The organism is Streptomyces sp. NPDC048415 (genome assembly GCF_040651675.1).
GTDB lineage: Bacteria > Actinomycetota > Actinomycetes > Streptomycetales > Streptomycetaceae > Streptomyces.
This window is the reverse complement of record NZ_JBEZKJ010000016.1, coordinates 70,408-94,034: the sequence shown is the minus strand read 5'-3', so window position 1 is coordinate 94,034 and position 23,627 is coordinate 70,408. Positions and strand designations below refer to the sequence as shown.

Annotated in this window: 25 protein-coding genes and 1 pseudogene; 15 read left to right on the top strand and 11 right to left on the bottom strand. The window is 69.1% G+C overall.

Annotated elements, in window-relative coordinates; translation table 11 throughout:
• Nucleotides 1-6 precede the first annotated feature (6 nt).
• From AB0D27_RS14100 to AB0D27_RS14050, 11 genes are all read left to right on the top strand, one after another.
• Entirely contained in the window at nucleotides 7-747 is a 741-nt protein-coding gene (locus AB0D27_RS14100) for a hypothetical protein (protein ID WP_362506964.1), read from the top strand.
• Nucleotides 740-1,126 carry a hypothetical protein gene (locus tag AB0D27_RS14095; protein WP_362506961.1) on the top strand — a complete coding sequence of 129 codons (387 nt, stop codon included), beginning with the start codon at nucleotides 740-742 and terminating at the stop codon, nucleotides 1,124-1,126. Before AB0D27_RS14100 ends, AB0D27_RS14095 begins: the two co-directional genes overlap by 8 nt.
• A gap of 529 nt (nucleotides 1,127-1,655) precedes the next feature.
• Complete coding sequence (locus tag AB0D27_RS14090; RefSeq protein ID WP_362506959.1) at nucleotides 1,656-2,372, top strand: hypothetical protein; 717 nt, start codon at nucleotides 1,656-1,658, stop codon at nucleotides 2,370-2,372.
• Between the two features lie 20 nt (nucleotides 2,373-2,392).
• Nucleotides 2,393-3,244 carry a hypothetical protein gene (locus AB0D27_RS14085; protein WP_362506956.1) on the top strand — a complete coding sequence of 284 codons (852 nt, stop codon included), beginning with the start codon at nucleotides 2,393-2,395 and terminating at the stop codon, nucleotides 3,242-3,244.
• Nucleotides 3,241-4,554 carry an ATPase, T2SS/T4P/T4SS family gene (locus tag AB0D27_RS14080; protein WP_362506953.1) on the top strand — a complete coding sequence of 438 codons (1,314 nt, stop codon included), beginning with the start codon at nucleotides 3,241-3,243 and terminating at the stop codon, nucleotides 4,552-4,554. Before AB0D27_RS14085 ends, AB0D27_RS14080 begins: the two co-directional genes overlap by 4 nt.
• A gap of 86 nt (nucleotides 4,555-4,640) precedes the next feature.
• Nucleotides 4,641-5,621 carry a type II secretion system F family protein gene (locus tag AB0D27_RS14075; protein WP_362507046.1) on the top strand — a complete coding sequence of 327 codons (981 nt, stop codon included), beginning with the start codon at nucleotides 4,641-4,643 and terminating at the stop codon, nucleotides 5,619-5,621.
• Entirely contained in the window at nucleotides 5,618-6,541 is a 924-nt protein-coding gene (locus tag AB0D27_RS14070) for a type II secretion system F family protein (protein ID WP_362506950.1), read from the top strand. Before AB0D27_RS14075 ends, AB0D27_RS14070 begins: the two co-directional genes overlap by 4 nt.
• A 43-nt stretch (nucleotides 6,542-6,584) precedes the next feature.
• On the top strand, nucleotides 6,585-6,836 hold the full coding sequence (locus AB0D27_RS14065) for a hypothetical protein (protein WP_362506947.1): 252 nt from the start codon (nucleotides 6,585-6,587) through the stop codon (nucleotides 6,834-6,836).
• 97 nt (nucleotides 6,837-6,933) lie between these two features.
• Nucleotides 6,934-7,314 carry a TadE family protein gene (locus tag AB0D27_RS14060; protein ID WP_362507043.1) on the top strand — a complete coding sequence of 127 codons (381 nt, stop codon included), beginning with the start codon at nucleotides 6,934-6,936 and terminating at the stop codon, nucleotides 7,312-7,314.
• Nucleotides 7,314-7,748: a TadE/TadG family type IV pilus assembly protein gene (locus tag AB0D27_RS14055; RefSeq protein ID WP_362506945.1), complete on the top strand. Its 435-nt coding sequence runs from the start codon at nucleotides 7,314-7,316 to the stop codon at nucleotides 7,746-7,748. The genes AB0D27_RS14060 and AB0D27_RS14055 overlap by 1 nt, the downstream gene beginning before the upstream one ends.
• A gap of 14 nt (nucleotides 7,749-7,762) precedes the next feature.
• Complete coding sequence (locus tag AB0D27_RS14050) at nucleotides 7,763-8,230, top strand: pilus assembly protein TadG-related protein (RefSeq protein ID WP_362506942.1); 468 nt, start codon at nucleotides 7,763-7,765, stop codon at nucleotides 8,228-8,230.
• Between the two features lie 367 nt (nucleotides 8,231-8,597).
• On the opposite strand, the gene AB0D27_RS14045 is transcribed toward AB0D27_RS14050, so the two are convergent.
• From AB0D27_RS14045 to AB0D27_RS13995, 11 genes are all read right to left on the bottom strand, one after another.
• Nucleotides 8,598-9,197 (bottom strand): hypothetical protein, encoded by a 600-nt coding sequence (locus AB0D27_RS14045; RefSeq protein WP_362506939.1) that lies wholly within the window; start codon nucleotides 9,195-9,197, stop codon nucleotides 8,598-8,600.
• 5 nt (nucleotides 9,198-9,202) lie between these two features.
• Nucleotides 9,203-9,844 (bottom strand): hypothetical protein, encoded by a 642-nt coding sequence (locus AB0D27_RS14040; protein WP_362506936.1) that lies wholly within the window; start codon nucleotides 9,842-9,844, stop codon nucleotides 9,203-9,205.
• On the bottom strand, nucleotides 9,841-10,638 hold the full coding sequence (locus tag AB0D27_RS14035; RefSeq protein ID WP_362506933.1) for a hypothetical protein: 798 nt from the start codon (nucleotides 10,636-10,638) through the stop codon (nucleotides 9,841-9,843). The genes AB0D27_RS14040 and AB0D27_RS14035 overlap by 4 nt, the downstream gene beginning before the upstream one ends.
• Nucleotides 10,639-10,710: 72 nt before the next feature.
• Entirely contained in the window at nucleotides 10,711-12,120 is a 1,410-nt protein-coding gene (locus tag AB0D27_RS14030) for a hypothetical protein (protein ID WP_362506930.1), read from the bottom strand.
• Complete coding sequence (locus AB0D27_RS14025; RefSeq protein ID WP_362506927.1) at nucleotides 12,117-12,440, bottom strand: hypothetical protein; 324 nt, start codon at nucleotides 12,438-12,440, stop codon at nucleotides 12,117-12,119. Before AB0D27_RS14025 ends, AB0D27_RS14030 begins: the two co-directional genes overlap by 4 nt.
• 131 nt (nucleotides 12,441-12,571) lie before the next feature.
• Nucleotides 12,572-12,919: a hypothetical protein gene (locus tag AB0D27_RS14020; RefSeq protein ID WP_362506924.1), complete on the bottom strand. Its 348-nt coding sequence runs from the start codon at nucleotides 12,917-12,919 to the stop codon at nucleotides 12,572-12,574.
• Between the two features lie 19 nt (nucleotides 12,920-12,938).
• Nucleotides 12,939-13,586, bottom strand: coding sequence for a hypothetical protein (locus tag AB0D27_RS14015; RefSeq protein ID WP_362506921.1), 648 nt, complete (start codon nucleotides 13,584-13,586; stop codon nucleotides 12,939-12,941).
• Nucleotides 13,587-13,636: 50 nt separating this feature from the next.
• Nucleotides 13,637-14,011 carry a hypothetical protein gene (locus AB0D27_RS14010; RefSeq protein WP_362506918.1) on the bottom strand — a complete coding sequence of 125 codons (375 nt, stop codon included), beginning with the start codon at nucleotides 14,009-14,011 and terminating at the stop codon, nucleotides 13,637-13,639.
• Between the two features lie 6 nt (nucleotides 14,012-14,017).
• Entirely contained in the window at nucleotides 14,018-15,577 is a 1,560-nt protein-coding gene (locus AB0D27_RS14005; RefSeq protein ID WP_362506915.1) for a putative T7SS-secreted protein, read from the bottom strand.
• A gap of 94 nt (nucleotides 15,578-15,671) precedes the next feature.
• Nucleotides 15,672-16,754 carry a hypothetical protein gene (locus AB0D27_RS14000; protein WP_362506912.1) on the bottom strand — a complete coding sequence of 361 codons (1,083 nt, stop codon included), beginning with the start codon at nucleotides 16,752-16,754 and terminating at the stop codon, nucleotides 15,672-15,674.
• Nucleotides 16,751-17,401: a hypothetical protein gene (locus tag AB0D27_RS13995; protein WP_362506909.1), complete on the bottom strand. Its 651-nt coding sequence runs from the start codon at nucleotides 17,399-17,401 to the stop codon at nucleotides 16,751-16,753. The genes AB0D27_RS14000 and AB0D27_RS13995 overlap by 4 nt, the downstream gene beginning before the upstream one ends.
• 321 nt (nucleotides 17,402-17,722) lie before the next feature.
• Between AB0D27_RS13995 and AB0D27_RS13990 the strand changes: the two genes are divergently transcribed.
• From AB0D27_RS13990 to mqnC, 4 genes and pseudogenes are all read left to right on the top strand, one after another.
• The gene (locus AB0D27_RS13990; RefSeq protein ID WP_362506906.1) at nucleotides 17,723-20,737 is read left to right on the top strand and encodes a BTAD domain-containing putative transcriptional regulator; all 3,015 of its coding nucleotides are present in this window, start codon (nucleotides 17,723-17,725) and stop codon (nucleotides 20,735-20,737) included.
• A 100-nt stretch (nucleotides 20,738-20,837) separates the two neighbouring features.
• Nucleotides 20,838-21,023 (top strand): annotated as a pseudogene (locus tag AB0D27_RS13985) (prepilin peptidase); the annotation flags it as partial.
• A gap of 312 nt (nucleotides 21,024-21,335) precedes the next feature.
• Complete coding sequence (locus tag AB0D27_RS13980; RefSeq protein ID WP_362507040.1) at nucleotides 21,336-22,112, top strand: A24 family peptidase; 777 nt, start codon at nucleotides 21,336-21,338, stop codon at nucleotides 22,110-22,112.
• A gap of 310 nt (nucleotides 22,113-22,422) precedes the next feature.
• The gene (mqnC, locus tag AB0D27_RS13975; protein WP_362506903.1) at nucleotides 22,423-23,622 is read left to right on the top strand and encodes a cyclic dehypoxanthinyl futalosine synthase; all 1,200 of its coding nucleotides are present in this window, start codon (nucleotides 22,423-22,425) and stop codon (nucleotides 23,620-23,622) included.
• Nucleotides 23,623-23,627 lie beyond the last annotated feature (5 nt).

Sequence of the window (23,627 nt, the reverse complement as noted above, 5' to 3'; positions counted from 1 at the left end):
GGTTATATGGATCCGGCTGACGTCGTGTCGGGTTTTCCGGGTGTCGAGGAGTTTGCGGGAATGTCGGACGCCTGGCACTGGTCGCCTGTGCCCGGGCTCGATTTTGCCGCGGCGCTCAGTGAGGACCGTCGACACCTCTTCCAAGTGAACGCACGTGACTCTTATGACGAGGGGCTGGTGCGTGCGCTCCTCGCCGAGGCCCGCAAGAACGGCACCCGCCTCCTCTCCGGCGATGCGTTGCTGACTGCCATTCCCGGATTCCAGCATCCGGGCCGCGACTTTGACGTGCTCGCCGCCGCGCGTCCGGGAGTGCACCGTTATCACGAAGTGCAGCAGCCGGAGCTGCAGGAGGTCACCTGGGCAGTATTCCCCGGATATGAGTGCGAATTCACTCGGGCCAACCGGTATTCAGTGGACGATGCCCGAGAGAGCTTTATCAGGTTCCTCACGCCGGCCAACCTCGACCGGGCACCGGTTCCGTTCCTCAGGGTGCGGTACTTCAACACCGTGACCAAGGGAGAGACAGGCGGCGACTGCATTCTGGTTAAGCCGGAGATTCTGTACCATGAACTCAAACTGCTCGACGGCGCTCAGGGAAGCTTTGTCGAGTTCGAGAATTTCCGCGGACAGGTATTCAGGGTGGAGTGGGACCTGGACTGGATTCTCTCCGGGGCAGGGGGCGACGAGGTGCGCCGTATGCGGCTTGATGACCTGCTGGCGTTCGCGGCGAAGTCCCTGCATGTCTGAGGCGCGGCTGCGGGTCACGGATGAAGTCGGTGAAATCTGGGACGACCCCGGCGAGGTGCAGATTCAGCGGCTCTTCGCCGGGCTGAATCTGAGGTGCCGGTTTCTCGTCCTGGAGCGGCCCGACGCGTTGGATGACGGTCAGAGCTACCTGCAGATCCGCCTCAACCACGACCTGACCATGGTGTTCGAGTACAGAGAAGGCGGCCCCGACTGGCACTATCGGGCAGAGGTGCCGTTGCCGGCCGAACGTGGTGGCGATGAGGTCGTCATGCCTGTGCTGCTCGGGTGGTCCTCTCGCCGCGAGGGATGGCGTGGCGCTCTTCCCTGGGTGCGATGGGATGTTGAGCGGGAACGGGCCTGGGAGGAGAACCCGGACTGACGTGGACGAGAGACGCCCGGCGGCAGCGGCACGGGCGACAGCCGCGGCTGCGACGCCGTGGTCGGTCTCGGGCCCGAAGTTGCACCGTTTCTCTCAGGTACAGCATCCGAGCTGCGCCCAGTCACCCAGTCGCCAGCCACCCTTGTGACTGAAAGATCACCACGACCGACCCTCCACCCGTGAGCACCTCGTGCAGGCATCGTGCACACTCCGTGATGCCTCCCTGGCCTCGGACGGGCAACGGATTCGCGTGCGCACAGCGCGCCGGGCCTCCGTATCCCTGCTCCAACAGGGAACCGCCCACCCCCCGTTGCGCGTGGAGAACGACGAGCCCCCCGAGGTTCGCGATCCATAACGCGCCTTGAGGGGCTTATGTGCGGCTGATACGGTGCCATGGCTTGACACTCGCTTCAGCGCTGGCTATTTGGCCAGGTCGGGCGGTACGTCCGGCTCAGCCGGACTGGGGTGAAGTATCCCAATTGGCATGTGAATTGGCAGAAATCTTCTTGGGTGTACGGGGAGCGGTTGCGTGAAGATCCAAGAGCGTCCGGGGGCGGGCAACCACCGTTCCGCCACGTCGGTCCAGCCGGCGATGGGTGAGCGCCTTCCCGCGCCGCCTCGCGAGCGCAAACCCGCGCTCGCCGCTCTCGCGGTGCTCCTGATCCTCGTCGGCGCGCTGGGTGCGACGATGCTCGTGCTGCGCGCCGGGGACCGTGTCGAGGTCGTCAAGGTGACCAAGGACATCGAGGCCGGGGAGTCAGTCAACAAGAGCAACGCGACCTCTGTCATGGTCGCGGACGACGCCGGCATCAACTACGTCCGGTGGAACCAGCTCGACGCCCTCTCGAAGCTCAAGGCGAAGTCCACCATCTACTCGGGGACCGTCGTCATCGGCGACATGTTCGCCGGTAAGAGCACCCTCCCCGCCGGCAAGGCCTCCGTAGGCCTCGCCCTCAAGGAAGGCCAGTACCCGGCCACCATCAAGTCGGGTGACATCGTCGCCGCCTACCGCGTCGGCAGTGACAGCGGCAGCTCCGGCAAGAGCGGTTCGTCCGATACGTCGTCCAGCGGCAACTCGCTGATCGTGAGCAACGCGCGCGTCAGCAGCAGAAGCGAAGCCAGCAACGCGACCGTGAGCACCGGCAACCTCTCCATCACCCTGCTCGTCGACCAGAGCGACGCCCCCGCCCTCACCGCGGCCGCGGCCGCGGGCGAGGTCTCCGTCGTTCTCGTCCCCGGCAACTAAAGGCGAGTGAGTAAAGACAAATGGCGCTCATCGCCCTCGCCGCGGACAAGGGTTCGCCCGGCGTCACCACCGCCGCGGTGGCGCTGTCCGCCGTCTGGCCCCGCAGGGTCCTGCTCGCCGAGACGGACCCCGCCGGCGGCGACCTCGTGTACCGGAGTGCGGCGGCGCACGGCGGTCCGCTGAACCCCAACACCGGAATGCTGTCGATAGCGGCGACCGCGCGACGCGGACTCGTGCCCGATCAACTCTGGGACCACGTACAGCCGTTGAGCGGTGGCCTTGAGGTGCTCGTCGGGCTCGGTGTCGCCGAGCAGGCCGCCGGGCTCGCCGGGCTGTGGCCCACCCTCGGCCGTGCCTTCGCCCAGCTCGCCGACTCCCCGCACGCGCCCGCCGACGTCATCGCCGACTGCGGGCGGATCAGCGGGGACACCCCGGCCGTCGAGATGTTCTCCCAGGCCGCCCTCGTGCTGCTGATCGCCCGCACCGAGCCGGAGTCCATCGCTCGCGTACGCGATCGCGCCGCCGCCCTCTCCGCCAAGCTGCACGGCGGTCACCGCGGAGCCGCCACCCTCGCCACGCCCCTCATCGGCGTCATCCTCATCGCCGACCCGAGCGACTCCGCCAAGCTCGTCCACCAGGTCAACGACATGCTCGTAGCGGCGCAGACCGGTGCGCGGGTCGTGGGCACCCTTGCCGACGACCCCTCCGGGGCCGACCAGTTGGCCGGGCGCAAGCGCGGGCGGCTCGACAAGTCGCTGCTCATCCGCTCGGCGCGGAAGGTCACCGCCGACCTGTATCAGCAGTACGGCGCCGCCTGGGCCGTACCCGCCCACGGCCAGGTCAACGGGCCTACCGCAGGGGCCGGCCGATGACCGCCGTCGACCACCAGTTGGTCAAGCGGTTCCGGCAGGACGCCGGTGACCGTATCGCCGAGCAGCGCCGCGAGGACCAGGTCCGCAATGTCACGCCGATGTCCAACGAGGACGAACGGCACTACGCGCGCGCCGTCATCGCCCAGATACTCGAGGACTACGCGCGCACCGAGATCAACCTCGGCCGCACCCCCCTCGACGCCGAGACCGAGGAGCAGTACGCGGCCGCCGTGCACGCCGCACTCTTCGGCGTGGGGCGCCTGCAGCCACTGCTCGACAACCCGGAAGTCGAGAACATCGACATCAACGGGTACGACCAGGTCTTCATCGGATACGCCGACGGGCGGGAGGAGAAGGGTGATCCCGTCGCCGAGACCGACGAAGAGCTCGTCGAGCTGATCCAGATCCTCGGTGCGTACTCCGGTCTCTCCTCCCGGCCCTTCGACTCCGCGAACCCGCAGCTCGACCTGCGGCTGCCGGACGGGTCGCGTCTTTCCGCCGTCATGGACGTGACGCGCAGGCCCGCCCTGTCCATCCGTCGTGCCCGCATGGGCAAGGTCTTCGTCTCCGACCTGGTGGGCAACGGAACGATCTCGCCCGAGGTCGCGCACTTCCTCGCCTGCGCCGTCCGCGCGCGCAAGAACATCATGATCGCCGGTGCCACCAACGCCGGTAAGACGACCCTCCTGCGCGCCCTCGCCAACGAGATCCCGCCGCACGAGCGCCTCATCACCGTCGAACGCGCCCTGGAGCTCGGGCTCGACACCTTCGAAGACCTCCACCCCAATGTGGTGGCGTTCGAGGAGCGCCTGCCCAACTCCGAGGGCCAAGGCACCATCAGCATGGCCGAGTTGGTGCGACGGTCCCTCCGTATGAACCCCTCCCGCGTCATCGTCGGTGAGGTCCTCGGCGACGAGATCGTGACGATGCTCAACGCGATGTCGCAGGGCAACGACGGCTCGCTGTCCACGATCCACGCGAACAGCTCCGCCGAGGTCTTCAACCGTATTTCCACGTACGCGCTCCAGGCGACCGAGCGACTGCCCATCGAGGCCAGCCAGATGCTCATCGCGGGCGCCGTGAACTTCGTCGTCTTCATCCAGCGGCGCAACAACTACGAGACGGGCGGCCGCCTGCAGCGCATGGTCACCTCCGTCCGCGAGGTCAACGGCGTCGACGGACGCGTGCTGTCCAGCGAGGTGTTCGCCGAGGCCCCGGACGGCCGGATCGTCCCGCACGCGCCCATCGCCTGCCTCGACGACCTCGTCGCGCAGGGCTACCGGCTGCCCGGCAGCGGGAATTGGGGATGACCATGACCCATGAGATGGCCATGAGCCATGCGATGACCACGACCCACGACATGACCTCTCTCGCGGCTCTCGACTCGCTCGGTTCCATGGGCGGACTGTTCTCCACGACCGTCCTGTACGCGCTCGCGTCCGGTGTCGCCGTCGGCGGCGGCCTCGCGCTGTTCGCCGTCGCCGTACGCGGACTGCCGGCCAAGCCCGAGCACGAGAAGCAGAAGGCCAGCGAACGGGCCAATGAGCTGATCCGTTTCGCCGGGCAGCGCGGCTCGATCGCCGCCCTCGCCGGTCTCGTCGTCCTCCTGCTCACCCGCTGGGCCGTGGCCGGTATCGCCACCGGCATCCTCGTCTTCTTCTGGGACAAGCTGTTCGGCGGCGCCACGGAGGAGCGGGCCGCCATGCGCCGGGTGGAGGCGCTGGCCTCCTGGACCGAGTCGCTGCGCGACACCATCGCGGGCGCGGTCGGCCTGGAGCAGGCCATCCCCGCCTCCGCGCGCGCCTCCGCCCCCGTACTGCGGCCGCACCTGGACGCGCTGGTGGACCGGCTACGCTCCCGCACCCCTCTCCCCGAGGCCCTGCAGCACCTGGCCGACGAGATCAACGACGCGTCGGCGGACATCATCGTGGCAGCGCTCATCCTCAACGCGCGGCTGCGCGGCCCGGGTCTGCGCCAGGTGCTCGGCGCCCTCGCCAAGTCGGCCCGCGAAGAGGTCGACATGCGCCAGCGCGTGATGGCCCAGCGCGCCTCGACCCGCCGCTCGGTCCAGATCGTCATCGCGGTGACCATCGCCTTCGTCCTCGGCCTGTCGATCTTCAACCGCGACTTCGTCCAGCCGTACAGCACGGCGGTCGGACAGGTCGTACTCGCCGGTGTCTGCGGCCTGTTCGCGCTCGGCTTCCTGTGGCTGCGCAAGCTGTCCACCATCGAGACGCCGGAACGGTTCCTGGTGCGCGACGAGTCGTCGGTCCAGTTCGTACGTCCCCGTACGCCTGGTACGCCTGGTACGCCTGGTACGCCTGGTACGCCTGGTACGCCTGCCCAGTCCCTGCCGGATGAGGGGGTACGCCGATGAACCTGACCATGCCGATCCTGATCGGTGCCGTCCTGGGCCTTGGCGTCTACGCCCTCGTACGCGCCCTCATGCCGTCCAAGCGCAGCGCGGTCGCGCAGGTCGCGCGGATCGACGCCATGCGGGCGCGGGGGGCGGCGTACGAGTCCGCGCACCATGCCCGGCAGGAGGCCGGCCGGCTCGGCAGCCTGCGGGGCCAGGTGGGTGCCCGCGTCGCCGAGCTCTATCTGCAGCAGGGCTGGGAACAGCGGTCGCTGCGGGCCGACCTTGCGGTGCTGGACCGGAGTTGGGAGAAGTTCCTCGCCACGAAGGTGCTGCTGGCGGCGGCGGGTGTGTTCTTCGGCCCGTTCCTTTTCGCCATCGTCTGGACGCTCGGCTTCGGCAGCAGCCCCATCATCCCGGTCTGGCTGGCCCTGCTGTTCGCGCTCATCTTCTTCTTCCTCCCGGACGTGGAGGTACGGCGGGACGCGGCCGACAAGCGGCGTGACCTGCGGCGCGTGATCGGCGCGTATCTGGACCTGGTGTCGATGAGCCTGGCCGGCGGCCGGGGTCTTCCCGAGGCGCTGATGGCCGCCGCGGAGGTCTCCGACGGCTGGGCCACGCAACGCATCCGCAACGCCCTCGCCGACGCCCGGATCACCGGCATCAGCCAGTGGCAGGCACTCGGCTCCCTCGGCGAGGAACTGGGCGTCGAGGAACTGAAGGACCTCTCCGCCTCCCTGGCGCTGGTCGCGGACGACGGCGCGAAGGTGCGCGAGTCGCTCGCCTCGCGCGCCGAGACGATGCGGCACCGCGAACTCTCGGAGATCGAGGGCAGCGCGGGTGAGAAGTCACAGTCGATGCTGGTCGCGCAACTGCTGCTGTGCGCGGGCTTCTTGGTCTTCCTGATCTTCCCGGCAGCGATGCGCGTGTTCCAGGTCTGAAGCCGACCCCTTCTTCCACTTCTTCTCGAGAGGACAACTCACCATGAACGGACGGAACTTCAGCACCGGGGTCCCGGGGGTGGACTTCCTGATCACCTTCCTCCAGGGCCGGGTGCAGCGTGCCCGCTCCGGTGAGCTCGACCGGGGCGCGTCCGCGGTCGAGTGGGTCATCATCTCCGCCGTCGTCGTCGCGATCGTCGGCGTGGTCGCCGCGATCATCAACGCCGCGCTGAGCGACGGCGCCAACAAGGTCGGCGACTGCATCAAGGGCGCCAATCAGAGCGGTACTTGCTGAAAACCCTCCGACACCGAAAGAGCAAGGATCGCTCGTGAGCGTACGCCGCTGGGTACGCCGCCGGGTGGAGGCCGCCTCCGCCCGCGGCGACTCCGGCATGACCGCGATCGAGTTCGTGCTGCTCACGCCGGTGCTCTTCTTCATGATCTTCGCGACGGTGCAGTTCGCGCTGTACTTCTTCGCGGATCACGTGGCCCAGGCGGCGGCCCAGGCGGGCGCCCGCAAGGCCCGTGCCACGGCCGACGAGCAGCCAGGAGCGTGGCGCGGCGAGGCCCGGGACGTGGTCGACAGCTACATCCGCCAGCTCGGCCCGCAGCTCGTGCTGTCCCCGGACGTGACGATGCTCCAGCCGGAACAGAACACGGTCGGCGTGGAGATCACGGCGAAGGTGCCCAACGTCTTCCCGGGATTGGACCTGAAGGTGCACGCACGGTCGTCGGGGCCGGTGGAGAGGTTCGTGAAGGAGGGGGAGAACTGATGCGGCGTCCGCTCTCTCCCGGATGGGACCGGGTGGCCCGTGACACCGACCGGGGGCTGTCGACGATCGAGGTGGTGATTCTCGCTCCGGTGATGATCCTCTTCATCCTCGTGCTGGTGGCCTTCGGTCAACTGGTGGACGGGCGCGGCGCGTTGGACGGCGCCGCTCGCGACGCCGCTCGCGCCGGCTCGATCCAGAAGGAGGAGGGCGTCGCCATGTCGGAAGCCCGCAAGGCGGCCGACGCCGACCTGGCAGACGTCTGCTCCGGTCCGGTGACCGTGACCAAGACCAGCCCCGGGTGGGCGGACGCCGACCTCTTCACGGTCGAGGTGAGCTGCGAGGTGCGCGGCCTCGCCATGCTGGGCCTGGACGTCCCGACCCACTTGACGTCGTCGTTCACGTCGCCACTCGATCCCTTCAAGAGGAAGGCGTGAGGGGGGAGATGAGGGTGAGGACCGGGGCAGCCGTGCGCGCCTGGGTGCGGGCACGCCGAGGCCGCCTCGACGACCGCGGCTCCGGGGCCGGCGCCGTCATCATCTTCGCGATCGTCTTCCTCTCCCTCTCGGCCTTCGTCATCGACGGCGGAATGTCCATCTCCAAGCGGGAACGCGCCGCCGACATCGCCGAACAGGCAGCGCGCTACGCCGCCCAGGACATAGACAAAGAGAAGTTGTACGAGAACCAGAGCGGCCCCGCCCCCATCCGGTACGAGAACTGCGGCGCCCGCGTGAAGGCCTTCGCCCGCGAGATGGGCATGTCCGGCGGGGACATCGCGGCGACCCACTGCGTCGCCGCCGACGCCGAGCAGGTCGAGGTCGAGGTCCAACTCACGTACTCCCCGATCTTCACCGGCATGTTCTACGACGGCGACGTCGTCGTCCACGGCCGGGCGGTGGCGAAGAACGAGGTCGGCTGAGCCTGACGGGCCCCGGGTGGAGCGACGGCGTTGTCCGGTCGCAGGAAGAGAGCCGGCGATCGAGCCGGCGCGGTGGGACCACGCGGGCTGGTCACGGTCGGCGACCGCGGGCCGCCACCCTCCGCCGCAAGACCCCGGGACCGAGCAGGGAAGCCCGCTGTGCGCTCTCGCCCGGCGAAGGGCGGCGCGCGCCACCGCGTGACTGATGTACAGGGCCACTTGGCCTGGTCTATCGCACCGCGGCTGCCCAGCGCGCCATCCACCACGGCTGGTGGCTCCAGCAGCCTGGGCACCGGACGTCGTGGCCCGCCATCACGGGGGCGAAGGGCACCGCGAAGGAGATACGGCGGGCCGGTTGAGGGCTGCCTCAGCTGTGCGAGGTCACCGTGAGCGTCCGGGCCAGGCTGTCCGTCAGGGCGCACAGGGCGTCGGTGTGGGCGAGGGCGCGCCACGAGGTGAGCAGGACCAGGCCCCATTTCTCGTCCGGGCAGATCCCATAGGCACAGGTCTCCATGACGGCGCCCGTGCCGTCCCGGTCGGCGTCCTGGACGTACGCGTGCCGTACCCGGACCGCGGGGCCGACGGCCAGCGTCCGCCGCTCGGCCTCGGGCGGCCGGAAGGAGATGTCCGTCGGCGTGGCCAGGTAGCGGTGCAGCAGATCGACGGTCACCGTGGGATACGTCGCGTCGGCGACCAGCGCCGACAGCTCGACGCGGGCCAGCTCCCCGAGCCGCGGCTCAGGGACGTACGAGAGCGCGGTGACCGGCCCCCGGCCGCGGGAGTCCGCGGCGGCCTCGCGCAGTTCGGTGGCGAGCGCCTCGATCAGGCGTCCGTCCGCGCCGGGGCCCACGCGCAGGCGGGCCGCGTCCGTGGACCACGCGTCCAGGTCGACCGGTTCGCGTACCGGAAGGGAGACGGCGTCGTCCGGCGCCTGTATGCGCACCGTGGACGCGGAGAACTCTGGCATGGGGATCAGGCCATCCATTGCAGGGTGCGGGCGATCGAGTCGAAGAGGGTGACCAGCGCTTCCGCCAGCGGTTCCATCGGGGTGGAGAAGGAGAGCAACAGGCGCTGGTCGCTGTGCGGTACCGCGAGGCAGACGTCCAGGTGCGTGACGAGCAGCTTGTTGCCGTCCGGGTCGTCGGGCGCGGGGCGTCGGCGGTAGAAGTGGCGTACGGCCGGGCCGGCGGGCAGGTCGACCATGGTCACGTCGGAGTCCGCGTCGGCGCCGCGTGTACCGAGGGAGAGGGCGATGTCGGACAGGTCTCCGACCGCCCTGCCCGACGGGGGCCGCAGGACCGTGACGACCAGGCCGGCGGAGACCGGGACCTGGCCCATCACCTGGTTGACGAGGTACATCTCCACCCCGCCGTTCGCATGCGCGGCCTCGGCCTGCGCCTTGATCCGGTCTCCGAGCGCGGCCTTCAGCTGCGGGGTGGCCTTCGTCCGGCGCAGGCCGCGGTTGACCAGCTTGTCGATGCGGTGCGGCCAGCGGTCGGGGTCGAGCACGACTCGCTCCCAGCCTTCGGGTACGGCCAGGCGGTAGTCGGACGGTGGTGCGGGCGGTGCCTCGGTGCCGTCGGTGGCCATGTCCGCGTGGGAGGGGTTCGTCACGCCGCCGTTCCGTCCGTCCTGCGGGCCCGCCCCAGCGCTACGGAGCCCGCCGGGGCCAGGACCAACACGGCGGCCGCGCCCAGGGACACGGCGGTTTCGACGGTGTCGCCGATGTCGGACTTCGAGCCGAGGAAGGGACCGTAGCGGCCCGAGGGATCGACCACGGCCGTGGTCTTGTCTCCTGCCCGGTCGGCGCAGTCGTCCCTGTTGCTGAACACCTGGTGGACGGAACCGTCCGCCAACCGGACCCGGCAGTACGTCTGACGGGCCCCGTGGGCCCACTGGTGGCTCGGCGCGGCGATGGTGACCGTCTGCTCCACTCCGCGCAGGTGCAGGTACCACTCCTGGGAGGTGTAGGACGCGACGAAGATCAGGACGTAGTACGCCCCCACCGTGATCCACCGCAGGACCAGGCCCCCGCGCGACTCCCGGGTCCCAAGCGCCGCGAAGATGACGCCCACTCCGCAGAGGGCCCCCACCAGCAGGGAGAGCCCGCCCAGCACGAGGGTGGACAGCTCGCATACGACGAATCCCGCGACGGCTGCCAGGAACAACCGCAGCCACGGCCACACGGCAGTCCGCCGGGCGGCCCCCTCGTCGTCACCGGGCCGTCGCGGATCGGCCTTGGCGGTGAACTCGGACAGGATGCCGCGCACCTGCCGCATACCGCCCTCGCCGGCGGCTATGCGGCGCAGTTCCGGCAGCCCCATGCCGATCTCCTCCAGCGTCCGCCGCCCGTCCTCAGGCAGCTCCGCGAACAGATCGTCGACGGCTCGCTCGTCCTCACTCGCCACGTGGTCCTTGCTTTCCTTGCTGGGATTGCTTCCCTGCTCGAATTGTTCGGCTTGTCCGGCAGCCGATCCGGATCAGCCGTCGGCGGGCACGTTCCAGCTCCAGTTGTAGAACGGTATTCCGCTCGATCCGAGCCCGGGGATCTCCTTGACCCCGCTGAACGCGTTCGGCCCGGTGATCCACGGCTCCCCGGGGCTGACATGCGCCAGGTTCAGCCAGCCGGCCGCCAGCGGCAGGGTCTGGCTGCCGAGATAGAGGGCCTGGCCGGAGCGCGCCATGCTCTTGAACGACGAGTCCGCGATCTGCGACAGCTTCGGGGCACCGTCGGCGAGGAGGCTTTCCGCCGTGGGGAGTTTGCCCGCGGCGATCCGGATGTCGTTCACGTACGCCTTGGCGTTCACCGACTCCTTGACCACCGACCGCATCCGCGGCAGGAGTTTGGCGGGTCCCTCGGCCAGCGCCTTCCCGATCTGCCCGGGCTTGACCCCGTTGAGCGTCTCGGCGAGTTCGCGGGCGGCCGTCGGGTTCAGCCCCAAGTCCCGCGCCAGCTGGAAGTCCTTGAGGGCGGAGGCTCCGCGTGCGGCCACGGACGCTTCCTTCGCTGCGGTGCCGAGCACCCGTCCGGCGCCGAAGGACAGCACGCCGATCGCGTCGATGGCGACGTCCAGCCAGGTGCCCTTGCCGTCCAGGGCGGAAATGGTGTCGCAGACCAGAGCGACCACCGACGCCACCAGGGCCAGCGCGGCGAGGACCTCACCCAGAACCGGTACCCAGCTCAGGACGAGGGCCAGCACGCCGAGGAAGGCCGCGGCCACCCCCGCCCAGTGGCCGATATCCGCGACCCAGTCCTGCCAGTTGTCCCACCAGTGGTGCTTGGGGTCCTTCAGCCCGTCGTGGTCGACGGCGTCGTGGATGGCGGACTTGGCGTAACCGGCCTGGGTGTCCCGGTAGGACAGCGCGTGCCGGAGATCCTTCTTGGCGGCCTCCAGGTCTCCGTCGGCGGACTCCTTCTGTTTCTTCAGCTTCTGCTTGTCGGGGTGGTCGTCGGGGCCTGGATGCCGGTCGATCTGGTGCTGGGCGTGGCTGCCGTCGGCATCGGCGGCCTTGGCCTTCGTCAGCGCGGTCCGGACCAGGTTCTGCGCGTGTTCGAGGGCGGTGGCCCAGGCCACCCGCGCCTCGTCGGAGACGGGTTCGCGGCCCACCGAGGAGCCGAGGGCGTCGGCGGCGGCCGCGTACCGCTTGTGTGACTTGGTGAGCAGTCCGACCGTGTCCTCGGTCTTCTTCGTGAATTCACGCCCGGCGTCGGAGTCCCAGCCGTTGCCGTCGACCAAGTTGTGCAGCTTGGTGGCCTGCTCCTGGATCAGGGTGGCCGTATCGGCGATGCGTTTGCCGAGCTGGGCCACCTCATAGGGGTCGCCCGGGGTGAATTCCTTGTCGTCGTAGCGGGCGGTCTGCCAGTCGACGCCCGAGAAGTCGTCGCTCACTCGCCCTGGCCGCTCTTCTTCGGCTGATCCGGCTGAGACTTCAGCAGGGCCTGGGCGAGGTGCTGGTCGAGGTCGTCGTAGGCCTTGGCCGCCGTACCCGCCGTCTTGCCCAGGAACTCCAGACCGTCACAGAGCTGCTTGCGCTTCTTCTTCCAGTCGTCCGCGAAGTCGTCGAGGGCGCCCGCCACATCGCCGGATCCCATGTCCGCGTCGTAGGAGTCGACGAGGTCCTTCGCACCCTCGAAGTGCGACTTCAGCTTCGCCAACGACCGGCTGATGTCCTTCAGTTCCGTCGTGGACACCTTGGTGTGATCCGCCACTGCGACCCCCGTGCGCATGCTTCCCAACCGGCCGCCCCATCCGTCCCACGGCGGCCACGCTCACTCTCCTGGACCGGTTTTCACTCCAGCAACCAACGGAACGCAAAGGGAAGGCATGCTCTCTGGCGCTCTTACTCCCCGCCGCCCTTGCTGCCCTTCCCGCCCTTGCCGCCCTCCTGCTTCACGCCGTCCTTGACGTCCTTGGCGAGCTTGTCGTCGAGTTTCTTGAACTCGCGGACGACGGCGTCGGACATGTCGGCCAGCGCGTCCAGGGCCTGGGTGATGTCCTCACGGCCGTCCTCCCACCCGGACTCGAAGTCGTCGAGGGCGTCGTAGACGGTGTGGTCGCCGAGGTCGTCCTTGTAGGACTCGAAGAGCTTCTTGGTGTGGTTCAGCCGGGTCTTGATGTCCCGCAGTCGCCCGCCGTAGTCCTCCAGCTCGCTGAGCGGGAGCGCGAGGTCGCTTTTGCCGTTGCCCATGAGATCTCCCCTGGGGTCGTCAGACGAAGCGGAACGTACCGGTCACCGCGTCGAAGATGTCGTGGAACGCCTCGGCCAGGTCCAGTACCGGGCTGGCCCCGGAGACGAGCACGACCTGCTCGGCGGTTCCCAGGACGGGAACGTACGTCTGGGTCAGCACCATACGGAGGGTACGCGTGTCGCCCTGCGCGACGGGGACGTCCTCGACCCCGAACGTCCGGGCGGCGGGGCCGACTTCGGGGATGTCGACGGTCGTCACCGTGCGCCAGGCGTCACCCTCGCGGCGGGGCGTGATGGTGCGCAGGCTCTCGGCGATGGCACGGGGGTCGGTGGACAGGGCCACGCCTTGCTTGTTCTTCGCGCCGAGGACAGAGACCGTGACGGTGGCTGACAGGGGAACGCCCTCGAAGTTCTCGGCCATGCAGCCCATGTAAATGGCGCCGGAGTCGTAGGCGTCCTTCGCCATTTTGCGGAGCATGTTGGTCAAGTCGGCGCGGTACGGGACGAGTTCGGGGACATCGCGAGTCCGCTCGTCGACGAGGGCGCGGATGGTCGAGTCCCGGCCCTCGCGGCGGATGTCGAACTCCCACCAGGATTCCGGTACAGAAACTGAGATACCCATGGGCAGGGTCTCGGTGGTTCCTCGGTCTTCCGGGATCTCGCTCATTCGCTCTGCAGGTCCTCTTTTAGGTGGAATATTGATCAATGGATTCGACTTCAGTCGGGCATGGGAATTCCTTCCGCTTCGGCGATTTCCATGGCGCGTTCCATCGAAATCTCGGCGGCGGTGTAGTTGAGAGCCTGGATGTGCTGGATGAAGGCATCGGGAGGCGATACCCGGTGGTACTGGACATAGTCGGCCCAAGCCAGGTGCCAGACCCATTCACCATCGGTCATGATCCCGATGCGTACCCGCATCTCGGATGATTCGGAAAACGCGTCGGGAATTGTTCCTGGCGAAAAGAGCAAGGGTTCGCCGCTCTCCAGGAAGCTGGAGAGCCTGTCTACGAGTTCGGCGGGAAGCGAGTCGACCACGCCCTCGACGTCTCCCTCAGGCTCGCCGATGCGATGGGGTGCGGGAATTCTGACCATTGCCTATTAACCTCCGTTGGGAAGAAATGTTTCGAACGCACCCCTGACGCTGGGGTGGATCGACGTGCCAGAGCTGTTGAACGGCGCCACCGCGGTCCTTCCGTTTGGCCATACCCACAGAAAGTCGTTGGGAGCCTCGACGTTCACTCCGAGTGTGTTGGCAAGGTTCTGCGCGAACCCGTCAGATTTCATTCCGGTTTGGCAGGAGAGAAGTCTAACAGGCTCGCCATTCCAGCCGTGGGCGCGCATGAGTGAGGCGATTTCACGGTGGTTGAAGTTGTGCCAGTTTTCCGCCAGGTGGGCTGCCCCGTCCTTGATCTGATACCCGACGGATGTTGGTGCACCATGAACTGCGATGTCAAAAGTTCCGCTGTTCTTGATGCGCTGCATGCTCTTCAGTAGGGGGTCGCCGGGGCGAAAGATGAGCATTCCAGCGCGGCCGTCCTTGAATGCTTGCACCTTGAATGAAAGGGGGCTCTTTCCGCGTGCGGCGAGACCCTTTACGGCCGAGACCACGTTGACGGATCCATTGCGGATTCCGTTCGCGAGGTTCTTCAGGCCGCCCCCGATACCGCCCAACAGGCCGCCGCCCAGCGCGCGCAGGCCGCCTGCCTTCCAGAGCTTGCCGATCTTGGCGAGGCTGGTGAAGCCCTTTGTGGCGGGTATGCAATCCAGGGCGGCGAAGAGTAGATCTCCCCAGCCCGCCTGGCCGTTGGCCATCTTTCTTATCGTGTCGGCGAGTACGACGAGGGCGGCGGCGAACACCAGCCATCCCAGCGGCCCGCCCACGATCATCACGATGATGCCGACGATGGTCACGACCCATTTGCAGACCGTGACGATCTCGTCCCAGTGGTCGGAGACCCAGTCGACGGCCTCTTCCCACCAGTGCCGGTTGTGGATGCCGGCGTCCGAGGCCTCGTGGAGCTTCTTCACCGTGCGGCGGGCGGCGTCCTCGCGCAGCCCCTTCGCCTGCGCGGCCAGTTTCTTCGCCGCGTTCAGCGCGCCCTGGGCGTCGTCGACGTCTTTCTGGGCGGAGGTCTGCTGCTCCTTGGCGTGCTGGGCGTTGCGGGTGGCCCGGCGGACCTCGGCCTCGTCGGGCTTCGGGATGTCTTTCCCGTGGTTCTTGTCCGGGGCGTACGCGTCCGCCTTCGCGGTGGCCGTACGCACCCAGTCGTTCGCTCCGGTCAAGGCCGTCTGCGCGGTGGACAGTTCCGTGCGGGCCTTGCGGCCGTCGCGCAGCGCCTGGTCCGCCTTCGTCTGGGCGTCCTCCAGGTCCGGCCAGTACGAGGCCAGCGCGTCACCGGCGATGTCGTAGGACTTCTTGAGCTTCTTCAGCTTGCCGGGGACGTCTTCGAATTCGGCGGTGAAGGCATCCGCCGTCTTGCCGGCCCACTTCAGGACGGCGTCCTCTTTCGCCATGCCCTTGATGTCCCGCAGGACTTGGGAGACGTCGTCGGCGAAGTCGTGCAACGAGCCCGCGAGTTTGCGTACGCGGTGCGGGTCTCCCGGTGTCGGGTCGTGGTCGAGATCGAGTATGTGCCAGTCGGTTGGGCGGTGCGACACGTGTTTCCCCGTAAACACCTGCAACGTATAACCATGCCTGCAATAGAACGTGCATGCGAAAATATCGCACGGTCTTTTGCAGATGCGAGGCCGGTCAGCGGTTGACCGACTGGATCTCCTGGACGTTCATGTCCTGGGTCGTCTCGAAGGTGCCGTTGGGGAGGTTGTTGCCGCCGGTGCCGCCGCTTCCCTTCCAGGTGATCTGCCAGGTGACCGAGGCCTTCAGCCGGTACGGCTCTCCGCTCGTGGCACGGAGGTAAGTGATCCCGCAGGGCGGGGTCTTGTCGGCGTCGCCCGTCTTGTACGGCGTGCCGATGGAGCCGTCGTCCTTGAAGGTGCAGTCGCCGGAGGCGGGGTAGGTCTCGGCGTCGTCCGTGCCCGGCTCGAGGTGGAGGGCGACCGGCTTGGCGGTGGTCTCCGCCCACAGGCCAGTGTTCGGGAGCTCGGCGCGGACCGTGACGTCCTGGAAGGTTCCCTTGTCCAGCCATACCCAAGTCGGCAGATTCACCGTGGACTTGCCCTGCGGTTTCAGCTCGATCTTGGTGTCGGGGATCTTGACCTTGTCGTACGCGTACTCGGCCAGGGTCTTCGTCGTCGGGGCGTGCGGGATCTTCGGTACCGTGTTGTCGTCCTGCCAGAACATGATGCGGCCGCAGTCCCAGGACGCGGGATCGGTGTCGTCCGGCGCGACGCTGCGCCAGAAGTACCCCTTCTTGCCGATGTTGTAGTTCTTGTAGCCGGGGGCCGTCGACTGGGTGTCGTCGAAGTTGGTCTCGGGCTTGCCGTCGTCGTAGTGGTCGGTCCACAGACGCTTGCCGTACCAGCTCTCGTGGACACCGACGTCGCCGTTGCCGTCCTCCTTGTCCACGAACTCCTTGAGGCCCTCGGCTGTGAACACGGGCTCGTACCAGCAGGCCGGCGGCTTCCAGTTGGAGTCGACGGGCGCGAGGCTGCCGCGCTTGCCGCTGGTGGGGCCTTTGATCTGGCGGACCTTGATCTGGGAGTGGGTGGCGGAGGCGTAGATGTTCTGGTTGGCGGAGCCGCCGCTCGGCTTGTCCGCGGGCGGCTTCGTGGTGCCGCCGGGGACGTCATCGGCGTACGCGGTGCCCGTCGACCACAGGACGGCTGCCGCGGTGACAGCGGTGGCCCAGCGTCGCGCGTGGCGTATGGACGTCATCCCTGGCACTCCTTTACCCGCCCCTGCACCTCGATCTGCTGTGCCTTCCAGGCCTGCGCGGAGTCGGACAGGGGCCGCATCAGGATGCTGAACTTCTGGTAGCTGTCCAGGGATTCCTTCGTGTAATGAGTCTTCCCTGTTTTGATCTTCTTGCTGAACGACTTGGCCTGGTTTCTGCAGAACGTGACGAGAACGCCCGTGGAGCCGACCTTCGCCGTCTCGGCGTCGTAGTACTTGTCCGTGCCGGTGGGGGTCCAGCCGCCGTCCACCCATGCCTGGATTTGTGACTTGGCGTATTTGGCTGCGGCGCCCACCGAGTAGTACTGGTACGCCGGGTCGTCCGGGTTCTGCTTCACGATTCCGTGCTTCAGCGCCCGGATGTAGTCGGTGGCGGTGTCGAGAGCCGCCGCGTGCTGGGAGTCGGAGGGCTTGGCGAAGTCGAAGACAAGGTGCAGGTCGTCCGGCAGCGAGAGGTCGGGTGCGTCGGAGTCCGCCTTCGAGGCCGATGCCGACGGCGTACCCGACCCCGTATCGGCGCCCTTGATGCCCTTTGACGAGTCGTCGCCGCCCCCGCCGCAGGCGGTGAGCAGCAGGGTCGCTGTCGCGGTGAACGCAACGGCGGCGGTGGTCACGGTGCGGCGGGCCACGGTCGGATCTCCCCCTGTGTAAGGCATGTGTGCAGCAGAGAACGAAGCTATCAGGGGCACGTAAAGGGGAGCGGGGCACCAATGGGGGATTGTGTGGGGACCGTGAGAACTGTGACGTGACGGTTGCGAATGGCGTGCGGTCCAGACATCAAGGGGGTTGAGGCCGGGGAGTCAACTTGGGCGTAGGGGGCGCGAGGTGAGGAATCGGGCAGGCGGCGTGTCCCTGCCCCCTGTCTGGGCTTCGACACCCTCCTTAAGATCTCAGTAGGCTCAGTTCACCCCCATCTCACTCCCTCCCCACACGACCCCAGGACATCCGCCATGGCGCGACGCACCACTTCCAGCTCGACGGGCAGCTCGCCGGGTCCGAGGAATCGGACGCCGCAGCCCCTGCCCCGGCGTCGTCGGACGTTCGGGGACATCGTGAAGGCGTTCCTGGCCTTCTTGGCGCTCGTCGTGCTGTTGGTCGGGGTGCCGGGCGCGCTGGTCGTCAGTGTGGGGTGGCCGTTGCCGCACGGGGCGCCCTCGCTGGAGTGGCTGCAGCAGGAGATCACCGTCGGGACGTTCATCAACGTGCTCACGGTCATCGTATGGTTCGCCTGGGCCCAGTTCACCGCCTGTGTGCTCATCGAGGTGAAGGCCGCGCTGTCGGGGGTCGGGCTGCCGGGCCGGGTGCCCGGTGCCGGGCCGAGTCAGTTGCTCGCGCGGCAGCTCGTCGCCGCGCTGCTGCTCGTCGGCGCCGCCGCGGCCAGCTTCACGCCGGGGCTGTCGCAGCTGGGGCAGAGCCTGGACGGCAATCAGCGGGGCACGGTCGCCGCCGCGCAGCAGACCCCGGGCGGGCTGTTCGGGCAACAGCAGGAGCAGGCCGCCTCCAGCGCGGCCGCCGCCATCGCCGAGCAGGCCGCCAACGCGGCGTCCCATGCCGACAGCGGCGGCAGCCACGCCGCCAAGGACGGCGACACCAAGTACTACCGGATCCAGCCTCCCGAGGGCCGTCACCACGACTCCCTCTGGGAGGTCGCCCAACGGCATCTCGGCGACGGGCGGCGGTACAAGGAGATCTACGAGCTCAACAAGGACCGTACGCAGCCCGACGGGTCCAAGCTGTCGGAAGCCAGTCTGATCCGGCCGGGCTGGATCCTGGAGATGCCCGGCGACGCCCACGGCGGCGAGCTCGTCGAGATGCCCGACGAGGCGCCCCAGGTCTCGGAGCAGGTCCAGCAGCAGATCCACGACTACGCCAAGACCGGTGACCAGCAGCAGGGCGGGGCCGGTCAGCAGGGCGGGGGCGCAGGCGACCGGGACACCGCTCACATTCACGTGCCGCAGCAGCGGCACAGCAGTGAGCGGGGCGGCGCCGACCAGCAGCGGGAGCAGGCCGATTCCGAGTCCGGGTCCAACTCCGGCTCCGCGGCCGAGTCCGCGTCCGGTTCCCACGACAGCGGATTCTCCTTCGGGCTTCCCGAAGCCCTCGTCGGCGCGCCCCTCCTCGCCGCCGGTCTCCTCGGCGCCCTCGGCCGCCGGCGCCGCCAGGCGCTGTGGCAGTCGGCGCTCGGGGCGGTCGGCGGGCGGCGCGGCATGGAGCCGCCGGTTCCGACCGGGTCCGCCGCGGATGCGCAGGACGCGCTGCTGGTGGGCGCCGACCCCGAGGGCGTACGCCTGCTCGACCTGTCACTGCGTGGGCTCGCCGCCGCACTCGCCGCCGAGTCGCGCCCGCTGCCGACCGTCTACGCGGCCTGGCTCAGCGGCAACGGCGATCTGCATCTGCAGCTCGCCCAGCCCGCCGGGAAGCCGCCGGCGCCGTGGCAGCTCGGGCAGGACCAGACGTTCTGGATGCTCGCGCGGACGGACGCGGAGCGGTACGAGGACGTCGACACCGCCGCTCCCTACCCGGGGCTGGTCAGCCTCGGCACCATGGACGACTCGCGGCTGCTCCTCAACCTCGAGTCCGTCCCCGGCATCGTGTCGCTCAGCGGCAGCGCGAGCGACCGTGCGGGCGTCTTCGCGTCCGTGGCCGCCGAGTTGGCCACCAACGGCTGGTCGGACCGCATGACGATCACGCTGGTCGGCTTCGGGCAGGACCTGACGCCGCTCGCGCCCAACCGGCTGCGCCACCTCGACGACGTCGAGGCGCTGGTGGAGACCATGGAGGCGGAGACGCGGCAGCGGCGCGGAGCGCTCGGGGCCGCCGGGCACGACTCCGTTCTCACCGGACGCACCGGGCCCGCCCAGCACACCCGTTGGGCCCCGCACCTCGTGCTGCTCGCCGCCGAGCCGTCCGCCGAGGATGCCGTCAAGCTCGCCGAACTCGCCGCCGACGCGAGCCGTTTGGGCATCGGCTACCTCGTCGGCACCGAGAGCGGCGATCTGCCGGGCGCCGCCTGGGAGATGGAGATCACCAGCCAGGGCAAGCTGCTCGCGCCGCTGCTCGGGCTCGAACTCGACGCGCAGCTGCTGCCGGTGGCGCAGCAGCGGGCGGTCGTCGAGCTGTTCGTCGAGGCGGATCCTGAGCGCGAGAGCACCAATTCCTCCGCACCGCCGTTCCTTGTCGACATCAGCGAGCAGGGACGGCCGGCCGTGTACGCGCGGCTGGTGGGCCCGTACGAGATCATCGGCCTGGAGACGCCCGACGGCGAGCGCAGTCCGCTGATGCACGAGGCGCTCGCGCTGCTGCTCCTGCACCGCGAAGGCGTGCACCCGCGGGTGCTGTCCTCCGCGCTGTGGCCGCGCGGTGTCACGGACGACGTGCGGGACGCGCTGGTCGAGCGGCTGCGCGGCTGGCTTGGCAACGACCCCGACGGCACGGGCCGTCTCGGCACTGACGCGAGCGGGCGGCTCACGCTCGCCAAGTCGGTCGTGTCCGACCTGGACGTGCTGCGGTCGCTGTACCACGAGGCGACGCAGGGCAAGGGCGTCAACAGCCGTGTGGTGCGGGGACGGTTGCTCACGGACGCGCTCGTGCTCGTACGCGGTCCGCTGCTCGCCGACCGTCCGTCGGGGCGTTACGGCTGGCTCACCCACGAGATCATCGACGCCCAACTCCCGCTGCTGGTCGCGGACATCGGGCTCGCGCTGTCCGCGTTCCATCTGGAGAAGGACCGGGCGGAGAAGGCCATCGAGGCGCTGAACGCCGCGTTGGGTTCCGCTCCGGAGGACGAGCGGCTGTGGAACGAGCTGCTGCGCGCGACGCACGCCACCGGTGACGGAGACCGTCTGAAGCGGCTCGCGGCGGATCTGGTCGCCCGCAGCGGGGCGCGCGGACTGCCGCCGCGGACGGAGGCGCTGCTGGACGAGCTGCTGCCCACCTGGCGCAGTGGTGTGGCCGCCGCCGGCTGACGGGGCGCCGGGGCCGGACCTTGCCGTCCAGCCCCCGGCGCCGCAGGCTGGGCAGGCGCACAGCAGTACGCATCGGTAACGGACTCTCTCGGGGGAGCGCGTGGATCTCGACCTCTGGCCGGCCGCCGCCGCCCTCTGGGGCGCCGCGGCGGGGCTGCTGGTACCCCGGGCGGCGTACCGCTTCTCCGTCGATCCGGACCAGCCGTGGCGCGACCACTGCCCTGACGGGCATGCGATCAGCGGCATCGCGCGCGGCTGGCTCGGTCTGGCCCGCTGCGGGGCGTGCGGGGCTTCCGGCTCTCTTTCTCGTACGTCGTCGGCGGCGCCCGGGGACGGGGGGAGCGTGGCGTCCGGGGACGGGGGGAGCGTGGCGCTCGGCGACGGGGGAAGCGTGGCGCTCGGCGGCGGGGGCGACGTGCCGGTTCTCGACCTTGCCGGTGACGTGGGGGAGCCTGCGGCCGGTGTCGTGAGTGAGGTTGCGGGCGGTGGCTCGGGGGGAGCCGTGCCCGGCGGTGTCGGGCGCGGGCTGTCCGGTGAGGTGGGGGAGCCTGCGGCTGGTGTCGTGAGTGGGGTTGCGGGCGGTGGCTCGGGGGGAGCCATGCCCGGCGGTGTGGAGCGTGGGCTGTCCGGTGATGTGGGGGAGCCTGCGGCCGGTGTCATGGGCGTAGTCGTGTCCGGTGACTCGGCGGGAGCTGTGCCCGGTGAGGCGGCCACGGCGGGGGCCGTGCGCGGTGAGTCGGTCACGGCGGGGGCCGTGCGCGGTGAGGCGGTCGCGGCGGGGGCCGTGCCCGGTGAGGCGGGCCGTCTGGTCACGCGCCGCGTATCGGCCTGGTACGGCCGCTCCACCCTCCTTGTCTCCCCCGCCACCGCCCTCGTCTGTGCCGGGATCGCCCTCGCCACCGGGACACGGCCCGAGCTCGCGGTCTGGTTGGTGCTCGCGCCGCTCGGCGTGCTGCTCGCCGTCGTGGACTTCTCGGTGCAGCGGCTGCCCGATGTACTGACGCTGCCGCTCGCGGGGGCCGCGCTCGCGCTGCTCGGGGCGGTCGCGGCCGTGCCCGAACATGCGGGGGACTGGCTGACGGCGCTGCTTGGGGCGCTCGCACTCGGGGGCGCGTACTTCCTGCTCTTCCTCATCAACCCGAACGGCATGGGGTTCGGCGACGTGAAACTCGCGCTGGGACTCGGGGCCGTGCTCGGCTGGTACGGGTGGAGCGTGGTGTTCCTGGGGACCTTCGCCGGGTTCCTGTTCGGCGGCCTGTACGGGACGGCGCTCGTCGTCGTGCGGCGCGCGGGCCGGAAGACGTCGATCCCCTTCGGGCCGTTCCTGATCGCGGGAGCGTACGTCGGACTCCTGATGGGGGCGTACGCGGCCTGAGGCCATACGCGCGCCACAGCACCGCACCGCACCGCGCCGCGTCGAAGCCGGAGGCCGGACACGCGACCCGCACCGCACCAAAGCCCGACGTCGCACGCGCGCCACCGCCCCCGGCACCACACCGAAGCCGGAGGCCGCACACGCGCCACCGGCACCGCACCGAAGCCCGACGTCGCACGGCCACCGCCATCACACCGAAGCCGGAGGCCGCACGCGCCCCACCCGCACCGCACCGAAGCCTGACGCCCGGGGACCGAAGTGGCTGGCGTAGGCTGGATCGGTCCGTCCACACCCTGCCGAAAGGGACCCGGTGACCGAGAAGGCCGACCTTCAGTCCGTCCTCGACCGCGCCGCCGCCGGTGGGCGGATCACCCCCGAAGAGGCGCTCGACCTCTACCGCGAAGCCCCGCTGCACGCGCTGGGCGCCGCCGCCGACGCCGTACGCAAGCGGCGGTACGCCGGTACCGAGCACATCGCCACGTACATCATCGAGCGCAACATCAACTACACGAACGTGTGCGTCACGGCGTGCAAGTTCTGCGCCTTCTACGCGGCCCCGAAGGACACCGAGAAGGGCTGGACGCGCGACCTCGACGACATCCTGCGCCGGTGCGCGGAGACCGTCGAACTCGGCGGTACGCAGATCATGTTCCAGGGCGGCCACCACCCGGACTACGGCGTCGAGTACTACGAGAAGCACTTCGCCGCGATCAAGGAAGCCTTCCCCCAGCTGGTCATTCACTCCCTCGGCGCGTCCGAGGTCGAGCACATGGCCCGTATCTCCAAGGTGAGTGTGGAGGAGGCCATCCAGCGGATCCACGCGGCCGGCCTCGACTCCTTCGCCGGCGCCGGTGCCGAACTCCTCCCCGAGCGGCCGCGCAAGGCGATCGCCCCGCTGAAGGAGAGCGGCGAGCGCTGGCTGGAGATCATGGAGACCGCGCACCGGCTGGGCGTCGAGTCGACGTCCACCATGCTCATGGGCACCGGCGAGACCAACGCCGAGCGCATCGAGCACCTGCGGATGATCCGTGACGTACAGGACCGGACGGGTGGCTTCCGCGCCTTCATCCCGTACACCTACCAGCCCGAGAACAACCACCTCAAGGGCCGCACGCAGGCCACGCTCTTCGAGTACCTGCGGATGATCGCCATCGCCCGGCTGTTCATGGACAACATCGCCCACATCCAGGGCTCCTGGCTCACCACCGGCAAGGAGGTCGGCCAGCTCTCCCTGCACTACGGGGCGGACGACCTCGGGTCGATCATGCTGGAGGAGAACGTGGTCTCCTCGGCGGGCGCCAGGCACCGTTCCAACCGCATGGAGATCATCGACCTGATCCGCAAGGCCGGTCGCGTACCCGCCCAGCGGACCACCACCTACGAGCACATCGTGGTGCACGACGACCCGGCGAACGACCCCGTCGACGAGCGGGTCATGTCCCACATCTCGTCGACCGCGATCGAGGGTGGGACCGCCCATCCCGAGCTGAAGCTGCTCGCCTCCAACTAGCGGCG

Bases quoted from the DNA above. Each gene is read 5' to 3' on its own strand.
- AB0D27_RS14100 (WP_362506964.1), top strand. From the start codon at position 7: ATGGATCCGGCTGACGTCGTGTCGGGTTTTCCGGGTGTCGAGGAGTTT.
- AB0D27_RS14085 (WP_362506956.1), top strand. From the start codon at position 2,393: ATGGCGCTCATCGCCCTCGCCGCGGACAAGGGTTCGCCCGGCGTCACC.
- AB0D27_RS14095 (WP_362506961.1), top strand. From the start codon at position 740: ATGTCTGAGGCGCGGCTGCGGGTCACGGATGAAGTCGGTGAAATCTGG.
- AB0D27_RS13980 (WP_362507040.1), top strand. From the start codon at position 21,336: ATGCCCGGCGGTGTGGAGCGTGGGCTGTCCGGTGATGTGGGGGAGCCT.
- AB0D27_RS14075 (WP_362507046.1), top strand. From the start codon at position 4,641: ATGGGCGGACTGTTCTCCACGACCGTCCTGTACGCGCTCGCGTCCGGT.
- AB0D27_RS14070 (WP_362506950.1), top strand. From the start codon at position 5,618: ATGAACCTGACCATGCCGATCCTGATCGGTGCCGTCCTGGGCCTTGGC.
- AB0D27_RS14000 (WP_362506912.1), bottom strand. From the start codon at position 16,754: ATGACGTCCATACGCCACGCGCGACGCTGGGCCACCGCTGTCACCGCG.
- AB0D27_RS13990 (WP_362506906.1), top strand. From the start codon at position 17,723: ATGGCGCGACGCACCACTTCCAGCTCGACGGGCAGCTCGCCGGGTCCG.
- AB0D27_RS14045 (WP_362506939.1), bottom strand. From the start codon at position 9,197: ATGCCAGAGTTCTCCGCGTCCACGGTGCGCATACAGGCGCCGGACGAC.
- AB0D27_RS14015 (WP_362506921.1), bottom strand. From the start codon at position 13,586: ATGAGCGAGATCCCGGAAGACCGAGGAACCACCGAGACCCTGCCCATG.
- AB0D27_RS14080 (WP_362506953.1), top strand. From the start codon at position 3,241: ATGACCGCCGTCGACCACCAGTTGGTCAAGCGGTTCCGGCAGGACGCC.
- AB0D27_RS14065 (WP_362506947.1), top strand. From the start codon at position 6,585: ATGAACGGACGGAACTTCAGCACCGGGGTCCCGGGGGTGGACTTCCTG.
- AB0D27_RS14010 (WP_362506918.1), bottom strand. From the start codon at position 14,011: ATGGTCAGAATTCCCGCACCCCATCGCATCGGCGAGCCTGAGGGAGAC.
- AB0D27_RS14055 (WP_362506945.1), top strand. From the start codon at position 7,314: ATGCGGCGTCCGCTCTCTCCCGGATGGGACCGGGTGGCCCGTGACACC.
- AB0D27_RS14060 (WP_362507043.1), top strand. From the start codon at position 6,934: ATGACCGCGATCGAGTTCGTGCTGCTCACGCCGGTGCTCTTCTTCATG.
- AB0D27_RS14020 (WP_362506924.1), bottom strand. From the start codon at position 12,919: ATGGGCAACGGCAAAAGCGACCTCGCGCTCCCGCTCAGCGAGCTGGAG.